Here is a 19,587-nt window from a genome sequence, read left to right as displayed (position 1 = left end):
GCGCCCGGGGTCTCGCGGGCGCACGCGTTCGTCTCTCACATGATTTTAGAGGGGTGCCGCAGCCTCCCAGGCCGGACACCCCTCGCATGAGTACTGGGGCGTAACGCCGCCGTCACCCGCCTATTCGCCGAACGCCTCCGGGGCGGGGCAGGAGCAGGCCAGGTTGCGGTCGCCCCACGCATTGTCCACCCGGGACACCGGCGGCCAGTACTTGGAGGAGTCGCTGGCCAGCCCGGAAGTGTTGGCTCCCATCGGCCACCCCGCCTTGCGGCGGGAGTAGGCGCGGTCCCACTCCTCGGCCGCGAGGTCCACCGCGGTGTGCGGGGCGTGGCGCAGGACGGAGTCCCCCACCGCGACCTCGCCGCGCGCGACCTCGTCGATCTCGCCGCGGATGGCGATCATCGCGTCGCAGAAGCGGTCCAGCTCGGCCAGGTCCTCCGACTCAGTCGGCTCGACCATGAGCGCGCCGGTGACGGGGAAGGACATCGTCGGGGCGTGGAAGCCGTAGTCGATCAGGCGCTTGGCCACGTCGTCGACGCTCACGCCCGTCTCCTTGCTCAGCGCGCGCAGGTCCAGGATGCACTCGTGGGCCACGAAGCCGCCCTCGCCGGTGTAGAGGACCGGGAAGTGGTCGCGCAGGCGGGCGGCGACGTAGTTGGCCGACAGGACGGCGTTGGCCGTCGCGGCGGTCAGGCCGTCGGGGCCCATCATCCGCAGGTACATCCACGGGATCTGCAGGATGCCGGCCGAGCCGTGGGCCGCCTGGGAGACGGGCCCGACCAGGCCCTCGCTCTCGCCGGCGGCGTCGCCCGGCAGGTACGGGGCCAGGTGCTCGGCCACGGCCACCGGGCCCACGCCCGGTCCGCCGCCGCCGTGCGGGATGCAGAACGTCTTGTGCAGGTTCAGGTGGCTCACGTCGGCGCCGAAGCGGCCCGGCTTGGCCCAGCCCAGCAGCGCGTTGAGGTTCGCGCCGTCGACGTAGACCTGGCCCCCGGCGCGGTGGACGCGGTCGCACACGTCGGCGATGTCGGTGTCGAAGACGCCGTAGGTCGACGGGTAGGTGACCATGATGGCCGCCAGGTCGTCGGCGTGCTCCTCGATCTTGGCGTTCAGGTCGGCAAGGTCGATCGTGCCGCTCTCCTCGCAGGCGACGACCACGACGCGCATCCCGGCCAGGACGGCCGAAGCGGCGTTGGTGCCGTGCGCGGAGGAGGGGATGAGGCACACGTCGCGGGCCTCCTCGCCCCTGTCGCGCTGCCAGGCGCGGATGGCCAGCAGTCCGGCCAGCTCGCCCTGGCTGCCCGCGTTGGGCTGCACCGAGACGGCGTGGTAGCCGCAGACGTCGGCCAGCCAGCCCTCCAGCTCCTCGACCAGACCGGTCCAGCCCCGGACCTGGTCGGCGGGGGCCAGCGGGTGGATCTCGGCGAAGTCGGGCCAGGAGACGGGCTCCATCTCGGCGGCGGCGTTGAGCTTCATGGTGCACGAGCCCAGCGGGATCATGCCGCGGTCCAGGCCGTAGTCCATGTCCGAGAGGCGGCGCAGGTAGCGCATGAGCGCCGTCTCGGAGTGGTAGGAGGAGAAGACCGGGTGGGTCAGGTAGTCGCTTTCGCGCAGCAGGCCGCGCGGCAGCAGCTCCTCGGCCGACGCCGGCAGTTCGGCGCCGAAGGCCTCGGCTACGGCCCGCAGGTCGTCCTCGGAGGTGGCCTCGTCGACGGTCACGCCCACAGTGTCGGCGTCCGCGCGGCGGATGTTGACCCCGCGCTCCAGGGCGGCGGCGACCAGCTCGTCGGCACGGCCGACAGCGGTCACGGCGACGGTGTCGAAGGCGCTCTCCCCGGCGGGGGCGAAGCCCGCGGCGGTCAGGCCGGCGTGCAGGCGCGCGGTCTTGGCGGCGATCTCCTGGGCGATGACCCGCAGGCCCGCCGGGCCGTGCCAGACGGCGTACATCGAGGAGATCACGGCCGGCAGCACCTGGGCGGTGCAGATGTTGCTGGTGGCGCGGTCGCGGCGGATGTGCTGTTCGCGGGTCTGCAGGGCCAGGCGCAGGCCGGGACGCCCGTCCGCGTCCTTGCTGACGCCGACCAGGCGGCCGGGCAGCTGGCGCTCCAGGCCCTTGGCGACCGACATGTAGGCCGCGTGCGGCCCGCCGAAGCCCAGCGGCATGCCGAGGTTCTGGGTGGTGCCCACCGCGATGTCGGCACCCCACTCCCCCGGCGCGGCCAGGAGCGTGGCGGCCAGCAGGTCGCAGCCGGCGGCCAGGTAGCCGCCCTTGGCGTGCACGGCCTCGGCCAGGGCGGACCAGTCGTCCACCGCCCCGTCGAGGGCCGGGTACTGCACATAGGCGCCGAACAGGGCCTCGGGCAGGGCGGCGGGGTCGGTCAGGTCGGCCACGTGCAGGGTGATGCCGACCGGCTCGGCGCGGGTCTTGAGGACCTCGAGGGTCTGCGGCAGGACGCGGGAGTCGACGGCGAAGACGCCGGACTTGTCCTTGCGGGCGCCGCGGCGGGCCAGCAGCATGGCCTCGGCGGCGGCGCTGGCCTCGTCGAGGAGGCTCGCACCGGACACCGGCAGGCCGGTCAGGTCGGAGACCATGGTCTGGAAGTTCAGCAGCGCCTCGAGGCGCCCCTGGCTGATCTCGGGCTGGTAGGGCGTGTAGGCGGTGTACCAGGCCGGGTTCTCCAGGACGTTGCGGCGGATGGCCGCGGGCATCAGGGTGTTGCGGTACCCCTGGCCGATGAGGCTCTTGACCCGCCGATTGCGGTCGGCGTAGGACTTGAGGGCCTCCTGCGCGCCGGACTCGGAGAGCGCCGCGGGCAGCGCCAGTCCGTCGCGAGAGCGGATGACCTCGGGCATCGCGGTGCCCATGAGGTCTTCGACCGAGGACGCGCCGACGGTCTTCAGCATGGCGTGGCGGTCGGCTTCGGACAGTCCGATATGACGGGATACGAAAGGACCAAGGGACGACATAGAGCCTCCAGGTGGTGGAAAACAAGCATGGCCGGTTCGGGCAGCGTTTGTTCTCCTCAACTGTCACCGCGCGCGGCGGCTTCCAGTTCAGCCATTCCATACAGTCCGGGTACCTGAGAGCTTCGGAGGAGCACTTTCCCCTTCGGTGCCGCGTCGGACGCGGTCTCTCCCGTACGGATGTTCGGCTTGGGCGGGCGCCGTGCCCGCTTAACCCCATCGTAGTGCAGAGAAGGCCCTGGATGTCCTCCGGGACACACACGTAGGACGAATCCTCGTGTTCCCGGGTCGTCGCCTCAGCTCTGGTCGGCCCCCTGCGCCACCGGGGTCTGCGGCGCCGCGGCGGCGGGCTGTCCAGGGGGAACGACCGGGACCTCCGCGCAGGAGAGCGTCGAGAGGCGGTTCATGACCTCGCTGATCGACTGCTTGACGGCGATGCCGAACACACCCTGGCCGCCGCGCATGAGATCGATCACCTCGCCCGCGGTGCGGCACTCGTACACCGACGACCCGTCGCACAGCAGCGTGACCTCGGTGAGGTCCTTGACGCCCCGGCGCTGCAGGACGTCGACGACCTTGCGGATCTGGCGCAGCGAGACGCCGGCGTCCAGCAGCCGCTTGATGACCTTCAAAAAGACCACGTCGCGGAAGGAGTAGAGGCGGTTGGATCCCGACCCGGTCGCGGGACGGACGCTCGGCTGGACGAGGCCCGTGCGGGCCCAGTAGTCGAGTTGGCGGTAGGTGATCCCCACGGCGCGGCAGGCGGCGCGTCCCCTCCAGCCGCGAATGACCCTGATGGGATCGCGGACCTCTCCTCGAACTTCCACGTCTACCTCCGCACCTTTGGACGACCGCGCCCGGAATCGGACTCCCGGGCGCTTCTGCGCCGAACATGAGCTTTTGAAGGTGAGACTATCGCCTGCGGGGGTCCCGGGTGAGTTAAATCGGTATTTCTACCTGTGTCACCCTTTAATGGACACTGGGGACGGTGCCCGGGAGAACCCGGTGGGAGCGGGGCCCGGCGAGCGCCGCTCCCCAGTGGACGCCGGAGCCGGTCCGGACACGCCGCCGGCGGCGGGCCGGCCTTCAGGCGGGCCCGCCGGGGCCCGACTCCTCCTCGAAGTCCTCCGGCTCGACCTCGGAGAGGAACCGTCGGAAGCGCTCGACCTCTTCCTCTTCGGAGTCGGGGAGGTTCACCCCGGCCGCGTCCAGCACCTCGTCCGAGCACAGTATCGGGACGTGGGAGCGCAGGGCCAGGGCTATGGCGTCGGAGGAGCGCGAGGACACGCGGGTCTCGCCGTCGATGACCAGCTCGGCGAAGAAGACCGCCTCCTTGAGGTCGACGATCTCGACTCGGTCGAGGGTGGCCCCCAGCGTCTCGATCACGTCGCCCAGCAGGTCGTGGGTCAGCGGGCGGGGAAGGGGCGTCTCATTGTGGTGATAGGCGATCGCGGCGGCCTCGACCGTCCCGATCCAGATGGGGAGGTAGCGGTCCCCCGCCGTCTCGTGCAGTAGAACCACCGGCTGCTTGCTGGGGAGTTCGACCCGGACGCCCACGACATCCATTTCCTTCACGGCGATCAACCATCCGTCCATCGTTTGCTCACCTTCAGCCTACAAGCCCGCGGCGGCTGTGGGAACCGGAGGCCGAGACGCCCGTGTCGGCCTCCGGTACGGCGAAAGGCGGGGAGGGAGCCCTCCCCGCCTTTCGCTCGGCGTCTCTCTTCGCGCTCCGGAGTGGGGTCCGGGGCGGCGGTGTTCCGCGGCGCGCGGCGGCGCCGGGAGCTCAGGGGCGTCCTACTGGCCCGGGACGGGCCGGGGACCCCCGACGAACTCGAGGCGGAACTTCCCGATCTGGACCTCGTCGCCGTGGCCGAGGGTCGCGGTCTCGACCCGCTCGCGGTTGACATAGGTGCCGTTCAGGCTGCCCATGTCGCGGACGGTGAAACCCGAGGCGTCGCGGTGGAACTCCGCGTGGCGCCGCGAGACGGTCACGTCGTCGAGGAAGATGTCCGAATCGGGGTGACGTCCGGAGCTGGTCACTTCATTGGTGAGGAGAAAGCGGGCTCCGGAGTTGGGACCCTTCTTGACCACCAGCAGCGCGGTGCCGACCGGCAGCGAGTCCGCCGGCTGCGGTCCCTGGGCGTCGGCTCCGCCCTCTCCCGCCTGGTTGATGTCGGCCAGGTCCATCGTCGCCGTCACATCCGGCGGCGGAAATTCTTCGTTCGCACGGCTCATCAGTAGTCTCCTCGTCTACGCTCTAACAACTCGCTACTCGGTAAGCTTGGCATACGCGGCGGCGTCGAGCAATTCACTCAGGTCCGCGTCGTCGGCGAGCTCGACCTCGAAAAGCCAGCCCTCGGTGTAGGGGTGCTTGTTGATCGTCTCCGTATCCGCGACGACGGCCTCGTTGACCGCGGCGATGGAACCCTTGACCGGCGCGTACACGTCCGACACGCTCTTGGTCGACTCCACTTCGCCCACGACGTCGTTCTCGTCGAACTCGTCGCCGACCTCGGGAAGGTCCACGAAGACGACATCGCCCAGGGAGTCCTGCGCGTGATCGGTGATGCCGATGCGCACCACCTTTTCGGACCGCTGCTCGATCCACTCGTGTTCCTTGGTGTAACGCAGGTTCTCCGGTATCTCGGACACCCCATGCTCCTCTCAGTTTCGCCGCTGGGACAGCGGGGCGGACCTCTCGACGGTAGCGCCAGCCGTCACGGCCCCGACACGCGGGTCACGCCGACGCGATCGGCCTCGCTTCCACCCGTACAGAATGAATGAGTTTCGCGCCCTGGACTATGTAAACGAGCGCACCCAGCCAGTAGAGCGCGAGGCCCCACCAGGCCAGCGCCCAGGCCAGTGCCGTTGCGCCCGTGAGGGAGGGGCCTCCGAGATAGGCGATGACGAAGACCGGGAATGACGCGAACACGATAGAAGTGGCGGTCTTTCCGAGGAAGTGGACCTGCGGGGGCGGGTAACCGTGCCAGCGCAGAGCGAGGACCAGGGAGGCGAGGACGGCCTCGCGCACGAGGATCGTGCCGGTGAACAGCCACGGGAGGATGTCCATGTAGGTGAGCGCCAGGAGGGCGGTCATGATGTAGAGGCGGTCGACCATCGGGTCGAGGAGCCGGCCGAGCTTGGAGACCTGGTTGAGGCGGCGGGCCAGCTGTCCGTCCACCCAGTCGCTGCCTCCGCCCACGGCGAGGACGACGGCCGCCGCGACGTACTGGTCGGTCGCCAAGAGCAGGTAGCAGAACAGGGGTATGCCCGCCAGGCGGATGGCCGTCACGAGGTTGGGCCAGGTCCACACGCCCCAGCCCTCCACCGTCTGATCCCTGGTCACCGGCACCTCCGTCACCTTCCCTTCTAAGAGAATCTTAACGGTCCGCCACCTTGTCGGGACAGGGGAAATCGAGGCTTTGAGGTCTCGGCGACGGGCGGAGCCCGTCACGTTCGTCCGGTAAGGAGGGGTTTTGCAGGGGTATCGGCCCGATGAATCTACATCGTTGTCGATATATCTTTACTGAAAAGTGAGGAAAGACTCTATTACCGGACACTCGTGCGAAGAGGCGGGGAAAGGTGATGCCGCCTCCCCGAGCGGACGGCGGCCGTCCCGTCGTTCTCGCCTCGAGCTCCGAAGAGTGCGCACCGGCGGGGTGCTCCCCCGGCGGACCGAGCGGCCGCCCGGCGCGGCTCCGCGTACGGTCAGTACCCGGCCCGGTGGTCGAACTGCGGCTGCCGCGGCGCCGCCTGGGCCGCCCGGCCCTTGCAGTACTCCCGGGACCCGCGCGTGGCCAGCAGGATGATGACCAGGATCGAGCCGAGCGTGGAGAGGACGGCGACGGCGTAGACGGAGGGCACGAACCAGGACGGGTAGGAGTCCAGGAAGCCGCCCGCCGAGTCGCGAACGATGTCGCGGAGGGCGTTCTCGGCGGGACCGCCGCCCGACGCGATCCCGTCGCCCAGCTCCTCCCCCGCGACCTTCGGGAGCGCGAGCAGCCCGGCGGAGAAGGCGCCGCAGCCGAGGAGGAGGAAGGGGTGCACGATGAAGCTGAGGACGCGGGCCCCGTTGCGCCGGAACAGCAGCAGGATCCCGCTTAGCATGAGCAGGCCGGCGGTCGCGAACGCGGGGATAGTGAAGACCCCGCTGGGGTTCAAGTCCTCGTCGACGTAGTCCCCTCCCCCTTCCCGGGCGGCCCTCTCCAGATCGGCCTCCACGTCGAGTTCCGCGCGCTGGCGCTCGTACTCTTCCCAGGCGATCTCCTCGGGCACGCCCGTGCGCTCCGCCTCCCGCGCGACGATCTCGGGAGCGCGCTCGTCGACCTCGCGCTCGACGGCGGCGGCGAAGCCCCGGACGGCGTCTCCGGTGTGCTGCCAGAGCCCGACGGTCTGCAGGACGAGCGCCGCGGCGAGCGCGAATTGGAGGAGGACGGCGACGGCCAGCGCCGCGGAGAGGCCGGGCCTCTCGGTGTGCTGGGTCGCGCTGCGGTAGGCGTCGTATCCGGCGGGGGCGGGCCCGGTGCTCTGGGGCGGGGTGTGTCCCTGCGGCGGAGGGTAGGTCATCGGTGCGTCCCTTGCTTCGTGGTGGTCGGTCCCGGCGCCGGGGCGGGCGCCGGGACCAGGGTACAAGGGGTCGTCAAGCGGGTTCGTGGTCGCCGGTCATGCGGTCGGCGATCTCGTTCCAGCAGCGGGCGGGGAGGTCGTGGCCGACCAGTGGGATCGTGTGCAGGCGGGCGCCGGGCACGCGGCGGGCGGTCTCTTCGGCGCCGGAGAGTTTGACGAGGGGGTCGTCCTCGCCGTGGAGGACGAGGGTGGGCGCGGTGATCTTTTCGATGGGGTCGCCGTGCCAGCGGGCGTTCATCTGGCGGCTCTGGGCCCTGCGGTCGCGGATGCCGTTGTCGGCGACGCGTTCGGCCTGTTCGAGGGCGGCTTCTTCGTCGAAGGGGGCGTTGGGGCTGGCGTTGAGGCGGCTGATGGCGAGCATCGTCTGGACGGCGCCTTCGCGGGTGTCGGGGAAGTCGACGGTGCGGAAGGCGCGGGCGGTCTTGAGGTTGATGTGTTTGAGCAGTTTCATGCCGAATCTGTCGCCGGGGAAGGAGGACATGGTGGTGAGGGTGCGGACTCGGCCGGGGTGGCGCAGTGCCGTGCGCTGGGCGAGGGCGCCTCCCATGGAGATGCCGAAGAGGTGGGCGGCGTCGATGTCGAGGGCGTCGAGGACGGCCGCGGCGTCGTCGGCGGTGTCCTCGCAGGTGTAGGGCCGGTTTCTTCTGCCGAAGAGCGCGGCGAGGGGGTTGGCGGAGCCGTGGTCGAAGCGGGTGGACTCGCCGGAGTCGCGGTTGTCGTAGCGGACGGGGTGGAGGCCCTTGTCGGCGAGGGCTTGGGCGAAGCCGTCGGGGAACCAGCGGCGGCTGGCGCCGAGTCCGGTGATGAGCAGGACGGGCTGCCCGCCGCGGCCGGGGGTGTAGGTGTCGTAGGCGATGCGGGCGCCGTTGCCGTCGGCGTAGGCGGTGGGGGTCCAGAGGTCGGTGCTCACGGTGGTGTCCTCTCTTTACTGCGAACGCTGTTCTCGGTTTTATGATAGACGGATGTTCTCGTTTCTGCAACAGGGGGCCCTATGAGCGAGGTTCCGGAGGTCGTGTGGCTGCGGTCCCGGCGCGGCAGGCGGGGGCCGGCGCCCGAGCGCGACCACGCGGGCATCACCGCCGCCGCGGTGGCCATCGCCGACGAGGAGGGGCTGGAGGCGGTCACGATGCGCAGCGTGGCCAGGCGGCTGGGGACCGGGCCGGCCTCGCTGTACCGCTATGTCTCCAGCCGGGAGGACCTGTTGGACCTCATGACCGACGAGATGGCCGGGGAGGTGGACGTCAGCGTGCCGCACACCGGGGACCCGGCCGAGGACATGGCGGACATCGCGCTGCGCATCCGCGCGGTTTACCGGGCCCACCCGTGGTTCCTGGACGTGCCGCTCGAGGTTCTGCGCATGGGCCCCAAGGGGCTGCGCTATCTGGAGTACGCGCTGGGCGCGCTGGAGCCCACCGGCGCCCCGGGGAACGCGAAGCTGAAGACGACGGCGATGACCACCGGCATCGTGGCGATGCTGGTGCGGATGGAGCGGGAGGCGGACCCTTCCAATGACTCGCGGTTCGCCGCGCAGGCACGTTACATCGACTCCATGATCTCGTCGGGGGACTTTCCGCTCATCGCCGCGGCCATGGGGGATCAGGCCGCCGACTCCCGGCCGGTGTCGGACGACGAGAAGCTCAAGGAGACGCTGCGGCGCGTCGTCCGGGGGCTGCTGGGGCTGCCTTCTCCGGGGCGGGCGTGACCGTTGGGCGGTAAGCCCGCGTCGGGGCGCGGCCCGGAGCGTTCGGGTCCGCCGAGTGAAGGTGCGGCCGGGGTACCCGGGTCCGCCGTGCGAGGACGCGCCTAGGCGGGCTCTTCGTCCATTCCCTCGGCGCAGGGCGCCAGGTTGCGCTCGATCCGCTCCAGGTAGCCGACCAGTTCGGCGAGTTCGGCCTCGCTGAAGCCCCGGGTGGTGCGCTCTTCGAGGTCGGCCCAGGCCTTCCTGGCCCCCCGCAGGGCGTCGCGCCCCGCGTCGGTCAGCGCGATGCGGCTGGCCCTGCGGTCGTCGGGATCGGTCTCGCGGTAGAGGAAGCCGCTCTTCTCCAGGCGCTGGACGGTGCGGGTCACGGTCGAGGGGTCGAGGTTGACCGACTCGACTATGCCGCACATCCGCGCGGGGCCGGACTCGGCGACATACTGGAGGACGAGCTCCTGCCCCGGGTAGATCCCGGCCGCCTTGAGGTCGCGGGCCGCAGCTATACGGTGCGAGCGGGCCGTGGCGATCAGGGACAGGCCGACGCGGCCGAGGCTGACGGCGCGGTCGCAGCTTTTCGGGTCGAGCCGGTCGGGGTCCGGCGCCGCGCTCGGCCCGGTCTGTTCGGCGGTGTCGTGGGTGGTGTCGGCCATGGCTCCAACTTCTCGCGGCGCCCCGTCCGGTCGGACGCGTGTCGGGGGCCGCACTCGCTGCGACGGTGTCGTCTACCGATGGTACTACGTGGCGGATCGGAGGATCATGGAATATACTTGGCCGACCAATAGTTTATGTGGTCGACCAACTAAAATTAGCGGGTCCAGGAATACCAGCTCTGAGGAGGCACCAATGCCAGCCGTCACAACTCCCGACATCCTCGCGCTGCCGCGCGTCGACGCCCCGGCGGTGGAGGCCCTGCCCCGCCGCGTCGGCGTCGTCGTGGACTCGCAGCGCGCCCTCGAAGGGGCCGGGTTCCCCGTCCGCCGCCCGACGGCGGACCCGCGCGTGTGGGACGCGCTCGACCCCATCCTCATGCTCGACCACATGATCGCCGCCTACGAGCCGCACGAGGCCAAGGGCGCGCCCTGGCACCCGCACCGCGGCTTCGAGACGGTCACCTACCTCATGGACGGCGTCTTCGTCCACACCGACAGCCACGGAGGCGGCGGGGTCATCGCCGACGGCGACACCCAGTGGATGACCGCCGGGTCCGGCCTGCTCCACGACGAACTGCCCAGCGAGCACCTCGTCATGAACGGCGGCGAGTTCGACGGCATCCAGATGTGGGTCAACCTGCCGGCCAGGGCCAAGATGCACGCCCCGCGCTACCAGGACATCAAGGGCCAGGGCCTCACCCTGCTGACCTCTGCCGACGGGGGCACGCTCATCCGCGTCATCGCCGGAAGGATCGGCGAGTACGAGGGACCGGGGAGCACCTTCTCCCCCATCAACCTCGTCCACCTCTCCCTCGCCCCCGGCGCGCAGGTGCGCGTCCCGTGGGTGCCGGGATGGTCGGGCATGGCCTACTCCCTGCACGGCGACGGCTTCGTCGGCGACGACCGCCGCCCGCTCGGAGAGTCGCAGATGGCGGTGTTCTCCAAGGACGGCAACTACCTCACCGTCGAGGCCGCCGGAGAACAGCACCACAAGACGGGTGCGATGGAGGTGATCCTCTTCGGCGGCGAGCCCATCCGCGAACCCGTGGCCCGCTACGGCCCGTTCGTCATGAACACCAAGGAGGAGATCTACCAGGCGATGGAGGACTTCCGCTCCGGTCGCATGGGGCAGATCCCGGCCGGTCACGAGGGCCGCGACTACGCGCCGGCCCCCGAGGAGTTCAACAACCCGTCCAACCAGGGCTGCGAGATCCTCTTCGGGCCGCAGTGGCGCGGCGAGGGCGCCTAGCGTCACAGCCGCGACCGAACGAGAGGGGTGAGGGGGCGCCGATCCGGCGCCCCCTCACCCCTCAGTATTCCGGCCGGGTCACTTCCGCGCCCCGACCAGCTCGGGCTCGGACTCTCCCCCGCCGGACTCGGCGTCCAGCCTCTCGGCGAGCCGCTCGCCCTCGACGTCGACCTTCGGCAGGACGCGGTCCAGCCACGCCGGCAGCCACCAGGCCGCCTTTCCGGTCAGCGCCAGGAACGCGGGCATGAGCGTCATGCGAACCACGAACGCGTCGAACAGGACGGCCGCGGCCAGGCCGAAGCCGATGGGCGCGATCATCTCCATGTCGCTGAGCATGAACGCGGCGAACACGCTGACCATGATGAGCGCCGCGGCCACGACCACGCGGGCCGTCAGCGAGAAGCCCGTCACGATGGCCTTGACAGGGTCCTCGCCGTGCACGAACGCCTCGCGGATCCGCGTCACCAGGAAGATCTGGTAGTCCATGGCCAGGCCGAAGACGATGCCCACCAAGATGATCGGCATCACCGACATGATCGGACCGGGCTGGTCCACCCCGAACAGCGAAGCGCCCCAGCCCCACTGGAACACCGCCACCAGGGCGCCGAACGCGGCGAACACGCTCAGCAGGAAGCCCACCGTCGCCGCCAGCGGCACCAGCAGCGAGCGGAACACGATCATCAGCAGCAGGAACGCCAGGCCAACCACGATGGCCAGGTAGGGCAGCAGCGAGTCGAGGATCCGCTGCGAGATGTCGATGTTGACCGCCGTCTGGCCGGTCACCGACCACTCCCCGGACTCCGCCTCGCCGAGCGTCTCGCGCAGGTCGTGCACGAGGTCGGCCGTCTCCTGGTCGGCCGGTCCGCTCGAGGGGACGACCATGGCGATCATCGTGTCCGAGTCGGGGGCGTTGGGCCTCGGCATGCCCACGTTCTCGATTCCGTCGACCTCGGACAGGGTCTGTTGGAGCATGCCGTAGACCTGTTCGGGGTCGGAGGCCTCACCCATGTCGCCCACCAGCATCAGGCTGCCGTTGTATCCCGGACCGAAGGCGTCGGCGATCATGTCGTAGGCCTGGCGCTGCGAGGACTCCTCCGAGGCCGAGCCGTCGTCGGGCAGCGCCAGTTCGAGGTCGGTCGCGGGAACCGCGATCGCGGCGAGGCTCACCAGGGCCAGCAGGCCCATGACGACCGGGCGGCGCGTGATGAACCCGGCCCAGCGTCCGCCGGCCGGGGTGCGCTCCTCGGAGCGGCGGCGCAGCCGCTTCTCCGAGACGATCCGCCTGCCCACCAGGCGCGCCAGGGCCGGCAGCAGCGTGACGGCGATGAGCACGGCCAGGACGATCGTCGCCGCGGCGGCCGCGGCCATGGTCGTCAGGAACGGGATCCCCACCACGGCGAGACCGAGCAGGGCGATGGCGACGATGGTCCCGGCGAAGACGACGGCGCCGCCCGCGGTTCCGTTGGCCTTGCCGATGGCCTCGGCTCGCCCGCCGTGGTCCCCGACGGTCTCCTCGGTCAGCTCCGAGCGGTAGCGGAAGAGGATGAACAGGGCGTAGTCGATGCCCACCGCCAGGCCCAGCATGCTCGCCAGGGTCCCGGTCGACTCGTTGACGTCGAGGAACGCCGTCGCAGCGGCGATGGCGGCCGTGGACAGGCCCACACCGAGGACGGCGGTGAGGATCGGCAGCCCGGCGGCCACGAAGGCGCCGAAGGTGACCACGAGGACCACCGCGGCCACGACCAGGCCGATGATCTCGCTGGAGCCCATCTCCGGCGGGGCGACCAGCGCGTCACCGCCTATCTCCACGCGCATGCCCTGGTCCGCGGCCTGTTCGGCGGCGTCTTCGAGCGCGTCGGTGGCCTCGGAGGGCAGGCTGAAGCCCGGCTCGTCATAGCCGACGGTGGCCACGGCCAAGCTCTTGTCCGGGGCGATCATCTGCGTCTCGAACGGGTCGGTGAGGCTGGCCAGGTTCGGGCTCTCCTGGAGCGAGGCCAGGGTCTCCCGCACGATCTCCGCGTTCTCCGGGGCGGTGATGTCCTCGCCCTCGTCGACGGCGAAGACGACGTTGGCCTTCGCCCCGTCAGCGGCGTAGTCGGGGAAGCGCTCCTCGATGAGGTCGAAGGCCTCCTGGGACTCGGTGCCGGGCAGGGAGAACGACGGGTCGGTCTCCTCGGCCAGCTGGTAGGCGCCCGCTCCGACGGCGGCGGCGATCGCGACCCAGATCGCGATGACCAGCCAGGCGCGCCGGTAGGCTCCCTTGCCGAGCCGGTAGAGAAAAGTTGCCATGCGGCAGGGTCCTTTCTGTTTCTTGCACTTGGGTGTTGCGGGTGTTTTCGGGCACGGGGCAAGGACCGGACGTCGCCGTCCGGGCGATCGGGGAACGCGGCCGGCGGCCGCGGAAGACGGGGCGGGGCTAGGCGGACGGAGTGTCGGCCTCGGCCAGCAGCCCCCCTTCCAAGAGGGCGAACGCGGAGCGGATCTGCTCGCACAGGTCGGTCTCGGGGCGGGCCAGCCACTGCTCCTGGCCCACGCGCAGCGCCACGACGGCGCTGCCGGCCACGAGGCTGATCTCCGCGGAGTCCTTGTGGTAGCCGGTGTGCTCGGCGATCACCCGGCACACGCGCTCGCGCAGCGTCTCCAGGCGCCCCAGCAGCACCGAGAGCAGCTCGGCGTGATCGCGCACGAGCTCCCAGCAGTGCTGCAACTGCTTCTCGGTCATGGCGCGCTCATGGGTGACGTCGATGAACGTCTCGCGCAGCGCCGTCCACAGCGGCTGGCGGCCCAGCCGCTCGTTGAGGATCTCCGCGTAGCGGTCGGAGGCGACGCCGTAGTGGTCGACCACGGCCGCGTCGCGGTTGGGGAAGTAGTTGTGGAAGGTGCGGGTCGAGACTCCCGCTTCGGTGGCGATCCGCTCCGGCGTGGCCGCCGCCAGGCCGTCTTTCACGGCGATGTCGAAAGCCGCCTCGGCCAGGGCGTGCCGGGTGGCGTTCTTCTTCCGTTCGCGAAGACCAGTCATGTCGGGCATAGGGCAACAGTAGGCGAGCTCTGATCGCAATTCAAGATGCACTGGAGGAAAATTTTCCCCCAGTGCAATGTTTTGCTTCACATTCGCGGCCCGCCTACCGGGTAACGCCCCGGTGCGCGGGGCCGGACGGAGCGGACCGTGGTCTTCGGCCGCCCGGCGGAAACGGAGCGACACGGCCGTTTACGGCCCTTCGCCTGCCGCGGTCTTCGGCCGCCGGGCGAAGGCCGTGGCGCACGGCGACCCCGGCGCCGGGCCCGTACGGCTCACCGCTGCCGGGGCACCACCCGGGAGACGCCGGGGACGGTCCACAGGACGCGCGGGTCGTCGGAGCCGACCATGTCGACCTCGGTCACCACTCCCCCGAACTGGCATGCCACCCACAGCCGCCCCGTCTCGGCCAGCGCCGCGTCGCGGGGCCAGCGCCCTCCGGCCGGGCGCCGGGCGACCACGGTGAAGGTCTCCGGGTCGACGACCAGGACGGAGTCGCCTCCGCGCACGGCCACGTAGAGGACGCCGCGCTCGGCGTCCGGGACGATCGCAGAGGGGTAGTCCCGCTCCGCGGAGTCCGGCAGCGCCAGCAGCCGCAGGTCGGACAGCTCGCCGGTGTCCGGGTCGAGGTCGAACCGCGCGATCTGGTGGGTCAACTCGGCGGCGATATATATCTGATGACCAATGACAATGCTGTGGCGCGGGCCGAAGCCGGGGGGCAGCTTCGTCGCTCCGGCGTGGGAGAGCGTGCCGTCGGCGGCGAGCGCCAGGCGGTGCACGGCGTCGGCGCCCAGGTCGGTCACGTAGACCCGGCCTCCGGCGAAGAGGACGTGGTGGGGGTGGGCCGACTCCTGGCGGTCCTCGTCGGGGCCGGAGCCCTCGACGTCGAGGGAGCACACGGGGTCCCCGAGGGAGCCGTCCTCTCCGATGGGCAGGACGCCGACCGAGCCTGATCCGTAGTTGGCGGTCACCAGGTAGCGCCCGGTGGGGTCGATGGCGCCGTGGCAGGGGTGGGATCCGCCGCTGGAGCGCCGTCGGCCCACCGGCTCCAGGCGGCCGGAGTCGCGGAAGGCCTGGGCCGCGCCGGCCTCGTCTTCGAGGAGCGCGTAGTGCACGCCGTCGGGGCCGGGGGTGATCCAGGAGGGGTTGGGGAGGGCGAGCACGGACGACAGTCCGTCGCCGTCACCGAGCGCCAGTCCCGGTCCGCCTTCGGACGTGTAGTTGCCGAGTAGAGAGTTCATAGATAATAATTGTAAGCCTTACTATCAGTAATCGGAAAGACGGCCGTACGGTTTGAACGGCCAGGCGCCCCAAGGGGATCGGCCGACGATCGACGGCCGGCCGGGAAACGGCCATGAACACCTGTTTCGGCCCGGCGCGGACGGGGGCGGAGGACTGGACGCCCGTTGCGGCGCGTCCTGGCCTGTGGGACCGGGCCGGCGCCGGCGGCTCCGAGACGCCGCGGAGGCGCCTTCAGGGCGCGGAGGGTCAGAGTCCGATCCTGTGGCAGAGGTACCCGTCCTCCGTGCGCCCCCGGGGATGGGGCAGCTTGACCGTTTCCCCGCCGTTGCGGCGGATGACCGACCGGCTGGCCTTGTTCGACGGTTCGCAGTTCACGTACAGCTCCTCCAGGCCCTCCCGGCGGGCCAGGACCAGGCAGGTGGACAGCATCGCCGTCGCGTGGCCCTCCCCTCGGCGCGAGGGGCGGACGTCGTAGCCCACGTCGCCGCCCTTCAACCTCTCCCCCATCGGCAGGCCCAGGCGCAGCGTGAGGCGGCCGATGAACTCCCCGTCTTCGACCCACCAGTACGTGCGCAGCGGGCGGTCGCCCGCTGCCTCGGCCTCCATGCGGGCCAGGTGCTGTTCGAAGAGGCGGTCTCCGGCGCCCAGCTCGCGGTAGAGCCAGACGATCTCGATCGCCGAGAAGGTGGACGGGCTCTCTCCCATCCCCGCGGCGGCGTACTCCTCCACCGCCGTCCAGAACGAGTCCTTGACCGCGGGCGAGGGGACGATGAGCTCGGGCATTCGATCATGGTACTGACCGGCGTCAACACCCCTCCGGCCTCCCCGGGGAGGCCGGCCGGCCGCTCAGGGCCGCAACGGTTTCAAAGCGGGTTCAGACCGACTCGGCGGCGTCCCACGAGGCCACCCGCGCCGCGCGCAGGCGCCCGGGCAGGCTCTCCACGTTGCAGCCGCGCAGATACAGGATCCGGGTGGCGTCCTCGTCCATCTTCGCCGCCGACGCCAGCGCCAGCGCCATGCCGTGGCCGCAGACGGCCCGCCGGTCGGTGCAGGTGCACGTCGACTCCAGCCGGTCCTTCTCCGCCACGGCGGTCTTCTTGGGGATCAGCTGGATCCCCGCCTCGGCCAGCACGGAGTCGCTGCGCTTGGACAGCGTCCCCGTCAGCAGCGCGGCCGTCGCCGAGGGCGAGAGCGCCAGGCGCGTGAGCCCCTCGGTCCACTGCTCGTCGGGGTAGACGGGAATGGTGAGGCAGGCTTCATAGACGTCCTCCTTCTCGGCGACGAACCCGGTCACGGCGCCGGGGCGGATATCCACCTCGTGCACGTCGCCCCTCGTGGCGATCGCGCGGCCCTTGGTGATGCGCGGGTCGGGGAACCCCAGTCCGAGGGTCTCCAGGGAGCGCCACCACTTGCGCCCCCACCAGGTCTGTCCGAACGGGTCGGCCATCAGGACACTCCCTCTCCGTCGAGTTCGATGAGCTTGCGGAACTGGGTGTCGTCCATCTCGCCGATCCAGTCCTCTCCGGAGCCGACGACCTGCTGGGCGACGAAGCGCTTGCGGGTCAGCAGCTCGTCGATGCGCTCTTCCAGGGTCCCGGCGGTGACGAGCTTGTGCACGTAGACCGTCTGCTCCTGGCCGATGCGGTGGGCCCGGTCGGTCGCCTGGTCCTCCACCGCCGGGTTCCACCACCGGTCGAAGTGGATGACGTGGTTGGCGTTGGTCAGGTTGAGGCCGGTGCCGCCGGCGCGCAGCGAGATGATGAGGACGGCGGGCCCCTCGGCGGCCTGGAAGGCGTCGACGAGGCGCTCGCGGGCCTCGCCGTCGAGGCCGCCGTGGAGGAAGGGCGCGTCGATGCCGAGCGCCTCCTTGAAGTGCCCGGCGAGCATCTCCCCCGCCGCCCGGTACTGGGTGAAGACCAGGGCGCGGCCGCCCGACTCCACCAGCTCGGCGCACATCTCGGTGACGCGGTCGAGCTTGCCCGAGCGGTCGCCCAGCTTCCCGCCGTTCTGCCCCAGGGCTTGAGCGGGGTGGTTGCAGATCTGCTTGAGCTCGGTCAGGAGCTTGAGGATCCGCCCGCGCCGGGCGATGCCCTCCCCCAGGCCCTCCTCGAAGGCCAGGTTGATCGCCTCGCTGTAGAGCTGGGCCTGCTCCTCGGTCAGGGTGCAGGCGACGGTGGACTCGATCTTGTCCGGCAGGTCCGAGGCCACCTCCTCCTTGAGGCGGCGCAGCACCACGGGGTCGATGTGGGCGCGCAGGCCCGCGGCGGCGTCGCGGTTGTGGTGGGCCTCGATGGCGTCGGCGTAGCGGCGCTTGAACTCTGCCTGGGTGCCCAGCAGGCCGGGGTTGACGAACTCGCTGATGGCCCACAGCTCGTGGAGGTGGTTCTCCACCGGGGTGCCCGTCAGGGCGAGGCGGACGCGGCCGGTCAGCTCGGCGACGGCCATGGCCGTGCGGGAGCGGTGGTTCTTCACCGCCTGGGCCTCGTCGATCACGACGGTGTCGAAGACCCAGGACTTGAGGGTCTTGATATCGCGCAGGGCGATGGAGTACGAGGTCACGATGATGTCCACATAAGGCAGCGACGCGAGCTTGCGGGCGCGCCCGGGGCCGTGGTGGACGTGCACGCTCAGCTGCGGGGCGAAGCGGGTGATCTCGCGCTTCCAGTTGCCCACCAGCGAGGTCGGGCACACCACCAGGTGCGGCGACTCCCCGGCGCGCCGGGCCAGCAGCCCGATCGCCTGGAGCGTCTTGCCCAGACCCATGTCGTCGGCGAGGATGGCGCCCGACCCGGTCTCGGCGACCGTCTCCAGCCAGGAGATGCCGTGGCCCTGGTAGGGGCGCAGGTCGGCGTTGAGCTCCACCGGGCCGGGGTCGGCGTGCTGGGCGGTGATCAGGCGCCGGTTGGCGTGCGAGTCGGAGCGCAGCAGCTCGGCATAGGTCTCGAAGAACGACGCCACCGTCGCCGAGGCGTTCCAGCGGTGGCCGTCGGAGTGGTAGGCGGCGTGTCCCTCGGCCGGAAGCTCGTCGGCCAGCTTGTCCAGCTGGTCGTACTTCCGTTCGAGGACGGCGTTGGAGACGCGGGCCCAGGCGGCCAGGGAGCCGCTGATGTCCGGGCGGGAGGCGATCCGCTCCAGCGGTTTCAGCGCGGGCCGGACGGGCAGCTCGCGCCCGTGCACCTCCGCGAGGCCGCCCTCGGTCATCAGCTCGGTGTCGACCGGGTCCCCCGGGGGCAGCCCCAGGTCGAGGGTGGCCTCGAGCGGGTCGGGCGTTCCGTAGAAGAAGAAACGCCCCTCCGAGGGGTCGGCGTGGTTCGGTAGGAAAGTGAGTTGCAGCTCGTCCAATGGCAGAGGTCGCTCCATGCGGGCCCGGCCTTCCTTTCCCCTGGCGCCCCTCCGCGGGGCACCCCGTGTTCGCTCAATGACCGTCCGCCCTGCGTGGCGGGCCTATTCGGCCGCCGAGGCGACGCCGGGCGGACGGTTGCAGACGAACTATTGTGCCACAACCCGGGGTTGGCCCACAAACTTCGGACCGAAATGAGCGGCTGGTCGCGGGCCCGGCGGTGTCCGGCGGACGCGGTTCACAGCGCCCGGCGCGCCCCCTCGTCCCCGTGGGCGAGGAGCCCTCAGATGGTGCCGAGCAGGGTGGACACGGGCCGGCCCTCGAGCCGGTCGACCCCGCCGAGGCCGGCGATGTCCAGCAGCGCGATGCATCCGGCCACGGTTCCGCCGAGCTTCTCGACCAGCCGGGCCCCGGCGGCCATGGACTCCCCGGTGGCGATGACGTCGTCGACCAGGAGGATCTTGTCGCCCTCGCGGACGCCGCCGGCGGGGACTTCGATGGTGACCTCGTGATATTCGCCGCGGTAGGTCTCGCTGCCGCCGCTGCGCGGCAGTTTGCCGCCCTTCCGGACGGGAATGATCCCGGTCCCGGTTCGGTCGGCCAGCGGCGCCGCCCAGAGGAAGCCGCGGGCGTCGAAGGCGGCGACCCGGTCGAAGGGGTGCCCTTCGGCCAGGCGCTGGAGGCCCTCGACGGAGGCGCGGAAGGCCTCGGGATCGGCCAGCAGCGGCGAGATGTCGCGGAAGCCCACCCCGGGTTCGGGGAAGTCGGGCACTACGGGAACGTAATCGGTGAGGTTCACCC

General features: G+C 70.7%; 18 protein-coding genes and 1 riboswitch. Of the genes, 2 read left to right on the top strand and 16 right to left on the bottom strand.

Features of this window, described 5'->3' with window-relative positions:
* Positions 1 to 120: 120 nt before the first annotated feature.
* The 8 genes from gcvP to ACFTE1_RS08575 all read right to left on the bottom strand — a co-directional run bounded on the left by gcvP (position 121) and on the right by ACFTE1_RS08575 (position 8,503).
* Entirely contained in the window at positions 121 to 2,967 is a 2,847-nt protein-coding gene (gene gcvP, locus ACFTE1_RS08610; protein WP_380618014.1) for an aminomethyl-transferring glycine dehydrogenase, read from the bottom strand.
* A gap of 91 nt (positions 2,968 to 3,058) precedes the next feature.
* Positions 3,059 to 3,149, bottom strand: a riboswitch (glycine riboswitch).
* Between the two features lie 111 nt (positions 3,150 to 3,260).
* Positions 3,261 to 3,791, bottom strand: a complete 531-nt coding sequence (locus ACFTE1_RS08605; RefSeq protein WP_380618013.1) for a MerR family transcriptional regulator — start codon at positions 3,789 to 3,791, stop codon at positions 3,261 to 3,263.
* Between the two features lie 259 nt (positions 3,792 to 4,050).
* Positions 4,051 to 4,539, bottom strand: a complete 489-nt coding sequence (locus ACFTE1_RS08600) for a bifunctional nuclease family protein (protein ID WP_380618069.1) — start codon at positions 4,537 to 4,539, stop codon at positions 4,051 to 4,053.
* A gap of 222 nt (positions 4,540 to 4,761) precedes the next feature.
* Positions 4,762 to 5,202, bottom strand: a complete 441-nt coding sequence (locus ACFTE1_RS08595) for an FHA domain-containing protein (RefSeq protein ID WP_380618012.1) — start codon at positions 5,200 to 5,202, stop codon at positions 4,762 to 4,764.
* A gap of 33 nt (positions 5,203 to 5,235) precedes the next feature.
* On the bottom strand, positions 5,236 to 5,619 hold the full coding sequence (gcvH, locus tag ACFTE1_RS08590; protein WP_380618011.1) for a glycine cleavage system protein GcvH: 384 nt from the start codon (positions 5,617 to 5,619) through the stop codon (positions 5,236 to 5,238).
* A gap of 85 nt (positions 5,620 to 5,704) precedes the next feature.
* Entirely contained in the window at positions 5,705 to 6,313 is a 609-nt protein-coding gene (locus ACFTE1_RS08585; protein WP_380618010.1) for a CDP-alcohol phosphatidyltransferase family protein, read from the bottom strand.
* Between the two features lie 362 nt (positions 6,314 to 6,675).
* Positions 6,676 to 7,533: a hypothetical protein gene (locus ACFTE1_RS08580; protein ID WP_380618009.1), complete on the bottom strand. Its 858-nt coding sequence runs from the start codon at positions 7,531 to 7,533 to the stop codon at positions 6,676 to 6,678.
* A 73-nt stretch (positions 7,534 to 7,606) separates the two neighbouring features.
* Positions 7,607 to 8,503, bottom strand: coding sequence for an alpha/beta fold hydrolase (locus ACFTE1_RS08575; protein WP_380618008.1), 897 nt, complete (start codon positions 8,501 to 8,503; stop codon positions 7,607 to 7,609).
* An 81-nt stretch (positions 8,504 to 8,584) separates the two neighbouring features.
* On the opposite strand from ACFTE1_RS08575, the gene ACFTE1_RS08570 reads away from it, so the two are divergent.
* Entirely contained in the window at positions 8,585 to 9,295 is a 711-nt protein-coding gene (locus tag ACFTE1_RS08570) for a TetR/AcrR family transcriptional regulator (RefSeq protein ID WP_380618007.1), read from the top strand.
* Positions 9,296 to 9,396: 101 nt separating this feature from the next.
* Here the strand turns inward: ACFTE1_RS08570 and ACFTE1_RS08565 are convergent, their stop codons facing one another.
* Complete coding sequence (locus ACFTE1_RS08565; protein WP_380618006.1) at positions 9,397 to 9,939, bottom strand: MarR family winged helix-turn-helix transcriptional regulator; 543 nt, start codon at positions 9,937 to 9,939, stop codon at positions 9,397 to 9,399.
* A 193-nt stretch (positions 9,940 to 10,132) separates the two neighbouring features.
* Here ACFTE1_RS08565 and ACFTE1_RS08560 point away from each other — a divergent pair, with 193 nt between their 5' ends.
* Positions 10,133 to 11,188 carry a pirin family protein gene (locus ACFTE1_RS08560; protein WP_380618005.1) on the top strand — a complete coding sequence of 352 codons (1,056 nt, stop codon included), beginning with the start codon at positions 10,133 to 10,135 and terminating at the stop codon, positions 11,186 to 11,188.
* 78 nt (positions 11,189 to 11,266) lie between these two features.
* Here ACFTE1_RS08560 and ACFTE1_RS08555 read toward each other — a convergent pair whose 3' ends face one another.
* From ACFTE1_RS08555 to ACFTE1_RS08525, 7 genes are all read right to left on the bottom strand, one after another.
* Complete coding sequence (locus ACFTE1_RS08555) at positions 11,267 to 13,477, bottom strand: MMPL family transporter (protein ID WP_380618004.1); 2,211 nt, start codon at positions 13,475 to 13,477, stop codon at positions 11,267 to 11,269.
* Between the two features lie 127 nt (positions 13,478 to 13,604).
* A complete protein-coding gene (locus tag ACFTE1_RS08550; protein ID WP_380618003.1) occupies positions 13,605 to 14,216 on the bottom strand; it encodes an acyl-CoA-like ligand-binding transcription factor in 612 nt (203 codons plus the stop codon).
* 263 nt (positions 14,217 to 14,479) lie between these two features.
* Complete coding sequence (locus tag ACFTE1_RS08545; RefSeq protein WP_380618002.1) at positions 14,480 to 15,445, bottom strand: lactonase family protein; 966 nt, start codon at positions 15,443 to 15,445, stop codon at positions 14,480 to 14,482.
* A gap of 247 nt (positions 15,446 to 15,692) precedes the next feature.
* Positions 15,693 to 16,229 (bottom strand): GNAT family N-acetyltransferase, encoded by a 537-nt coding sequence (locus tag ACFTE1_RS08540; protein WP_380618001.1) that lies wholly within the window; start codon positions 16,227 to 16,229, stop codon positions 15,693 to 15,695.
* Between the two features lie 91 nt (positions 16,230 to 16,320).
* Entirely contained in the window at positions 16,321 to 16,893 is a 573-nt protein-coding gene (locus ACFTE1_RS08535; RefSeq protein WP_380618000.1) for an SWIM zinc finger family protein, read from the bottom strand.
* Positions 16,893 to 18,806 carry a DEAD/DEAH box helicase gene (locus ACFTE1_RS08530; protein ID WP_380617999.1) on the bottom strand — a complete coding sequence of 638 codons (1,914 nt, stop codon included), beginning with the start codon at positions 18,804 to 18,806 and terminating at the stop codon, positions 16,893 to 16,895. The genes ACFTE1_RS08535 and ACFTE1_RS08530 overlap by 1 nt, the downstream gene beginning before the upstream one ends.
* Before the next feature lie 263 nt (positions 18,807 to 19,069).
* Positions 19,070 to 19,585 carry an adenine phosphoribosyltransferase gene (locus tag ACFTE1_RS08525; protein WP_380617998.1) on the bottom strand — a complete coding sequence of 172 codons (516 nt, stop codon included), beginning with the start codon at positions 19,583 to 19,585 and terminating at the stop codon, positions 19,070 to 19,072.
* Positions 19,586 to 19,587: the final 2 nt, after the last annotated feature.

This window comes from Salininema proteolyticum, assembly GCF_042685645.1.
GTDB lineage: Bacteria > Actinomycetota > Actinomycetes > Mycobacteriales > Micromonosporaceae > Salininema > Salininema proteolyticum.
The sequence above is the reverse complement of the archived record's forward strand: the minus strand, read 5'-3'. Positions and strand labels throughout refer to the sequence as shown.

What these genes read in the sequence shown, in the direction of transcription:
- ACFTE1_RS08570 (WP_380618007.1), top strand. Translation starts at nt 8,585, where the DNA reads ATGAGCGAGGTTCCGGAGGTCGTGTGGCTGCGGTCCCGGCGCGGCAGG.
- ACFTE1_RS08580 (WP_380618009.1), bottom strand. Translation starts at nt 7,533, where the DNA reads ATGACCTACCCTCCGCCGCAGGGACACACCCCGCCCCAGAGCACCGGG.
- ACFTE1_RS08530 (WP_380617999.1), bottom strand. Translation starts at nt 18,806, where the DNA reads ATGGAGCGACCTCTGCCATTGGACGAGCTGCAACTCACTTTCCTACCG.
- ACFTE1_RS08595 (WP_380618012.1), bottom strand. Translation starts at nt 5,202, where the DNA reads ATGAGCCGTGCGAACGAAGAATTTCCGCCGCCGGATGTGACGGCGACG.
- ACFTE1_RS08535 (WP_380618000.1), bottom strand. Translation starts at nt 16,893, where the DNA reads ATGGCCGACCCGTTCGGACAGACCTGGTGGGGGCGCAAGTGGTGGCGC.
- ACFTE1_RS08545 (WP_380618002.1), bottom strand. Translation starts at nt 15,445, where the DNA reads ATGAACTCTCTACTCGGCAACTACACGTCCGAAGGCGGACCGGGACTG.
- ACFTE1_RS08540 (WP_380618001.1), bottom strand. Translation starts at nt 16,229, where the DNA reads ATGCCCGAGCTCATCGTCCCCTCGCCCGCGGTCAAGGACTCGTTCTGG.
- ACFTE1_RS08560 (WP_380618005.1), top strand. Translation starts at nt 10,133, where the DNA reads ATGCCAGCCGTCACAACTCCCGACATCCTCGCGCTGCCGCGCGTCGAC.
- ACFTE1_RS08550 (WP_380618003.1), bottom strand. Translation starts at nt 14,216, where the DNA reads ATGCCCGACATGACTGGTCTTCGCGAACGGAAGAAGAACGCCACCCGG.
- gcvP (WP_380618014.1), bottom strand. Translation starts at nt 2,967, where the DNA reads ATGTCGTCCCTTGGTCCTTTCGTATCCCGTCATATCGGACTGTCCGAA.
- ACFTE1_RS08555 (WP_380618004.1), bottom strand. Translation starts at nt 13,477, where the DNA reads ATGGCAACTTTTCTCTACCGGCTCGGCAAGGGAGCCTACCGGCGCGCC.
- ACFTE1_RS08565 (WP_380618006.1), bottom strand. Translation starts at nt 9,939, where the DNA reads ATGGCCGACACCACCCACGACACCGCCGAACAGACCGGGCCGAGCGCG.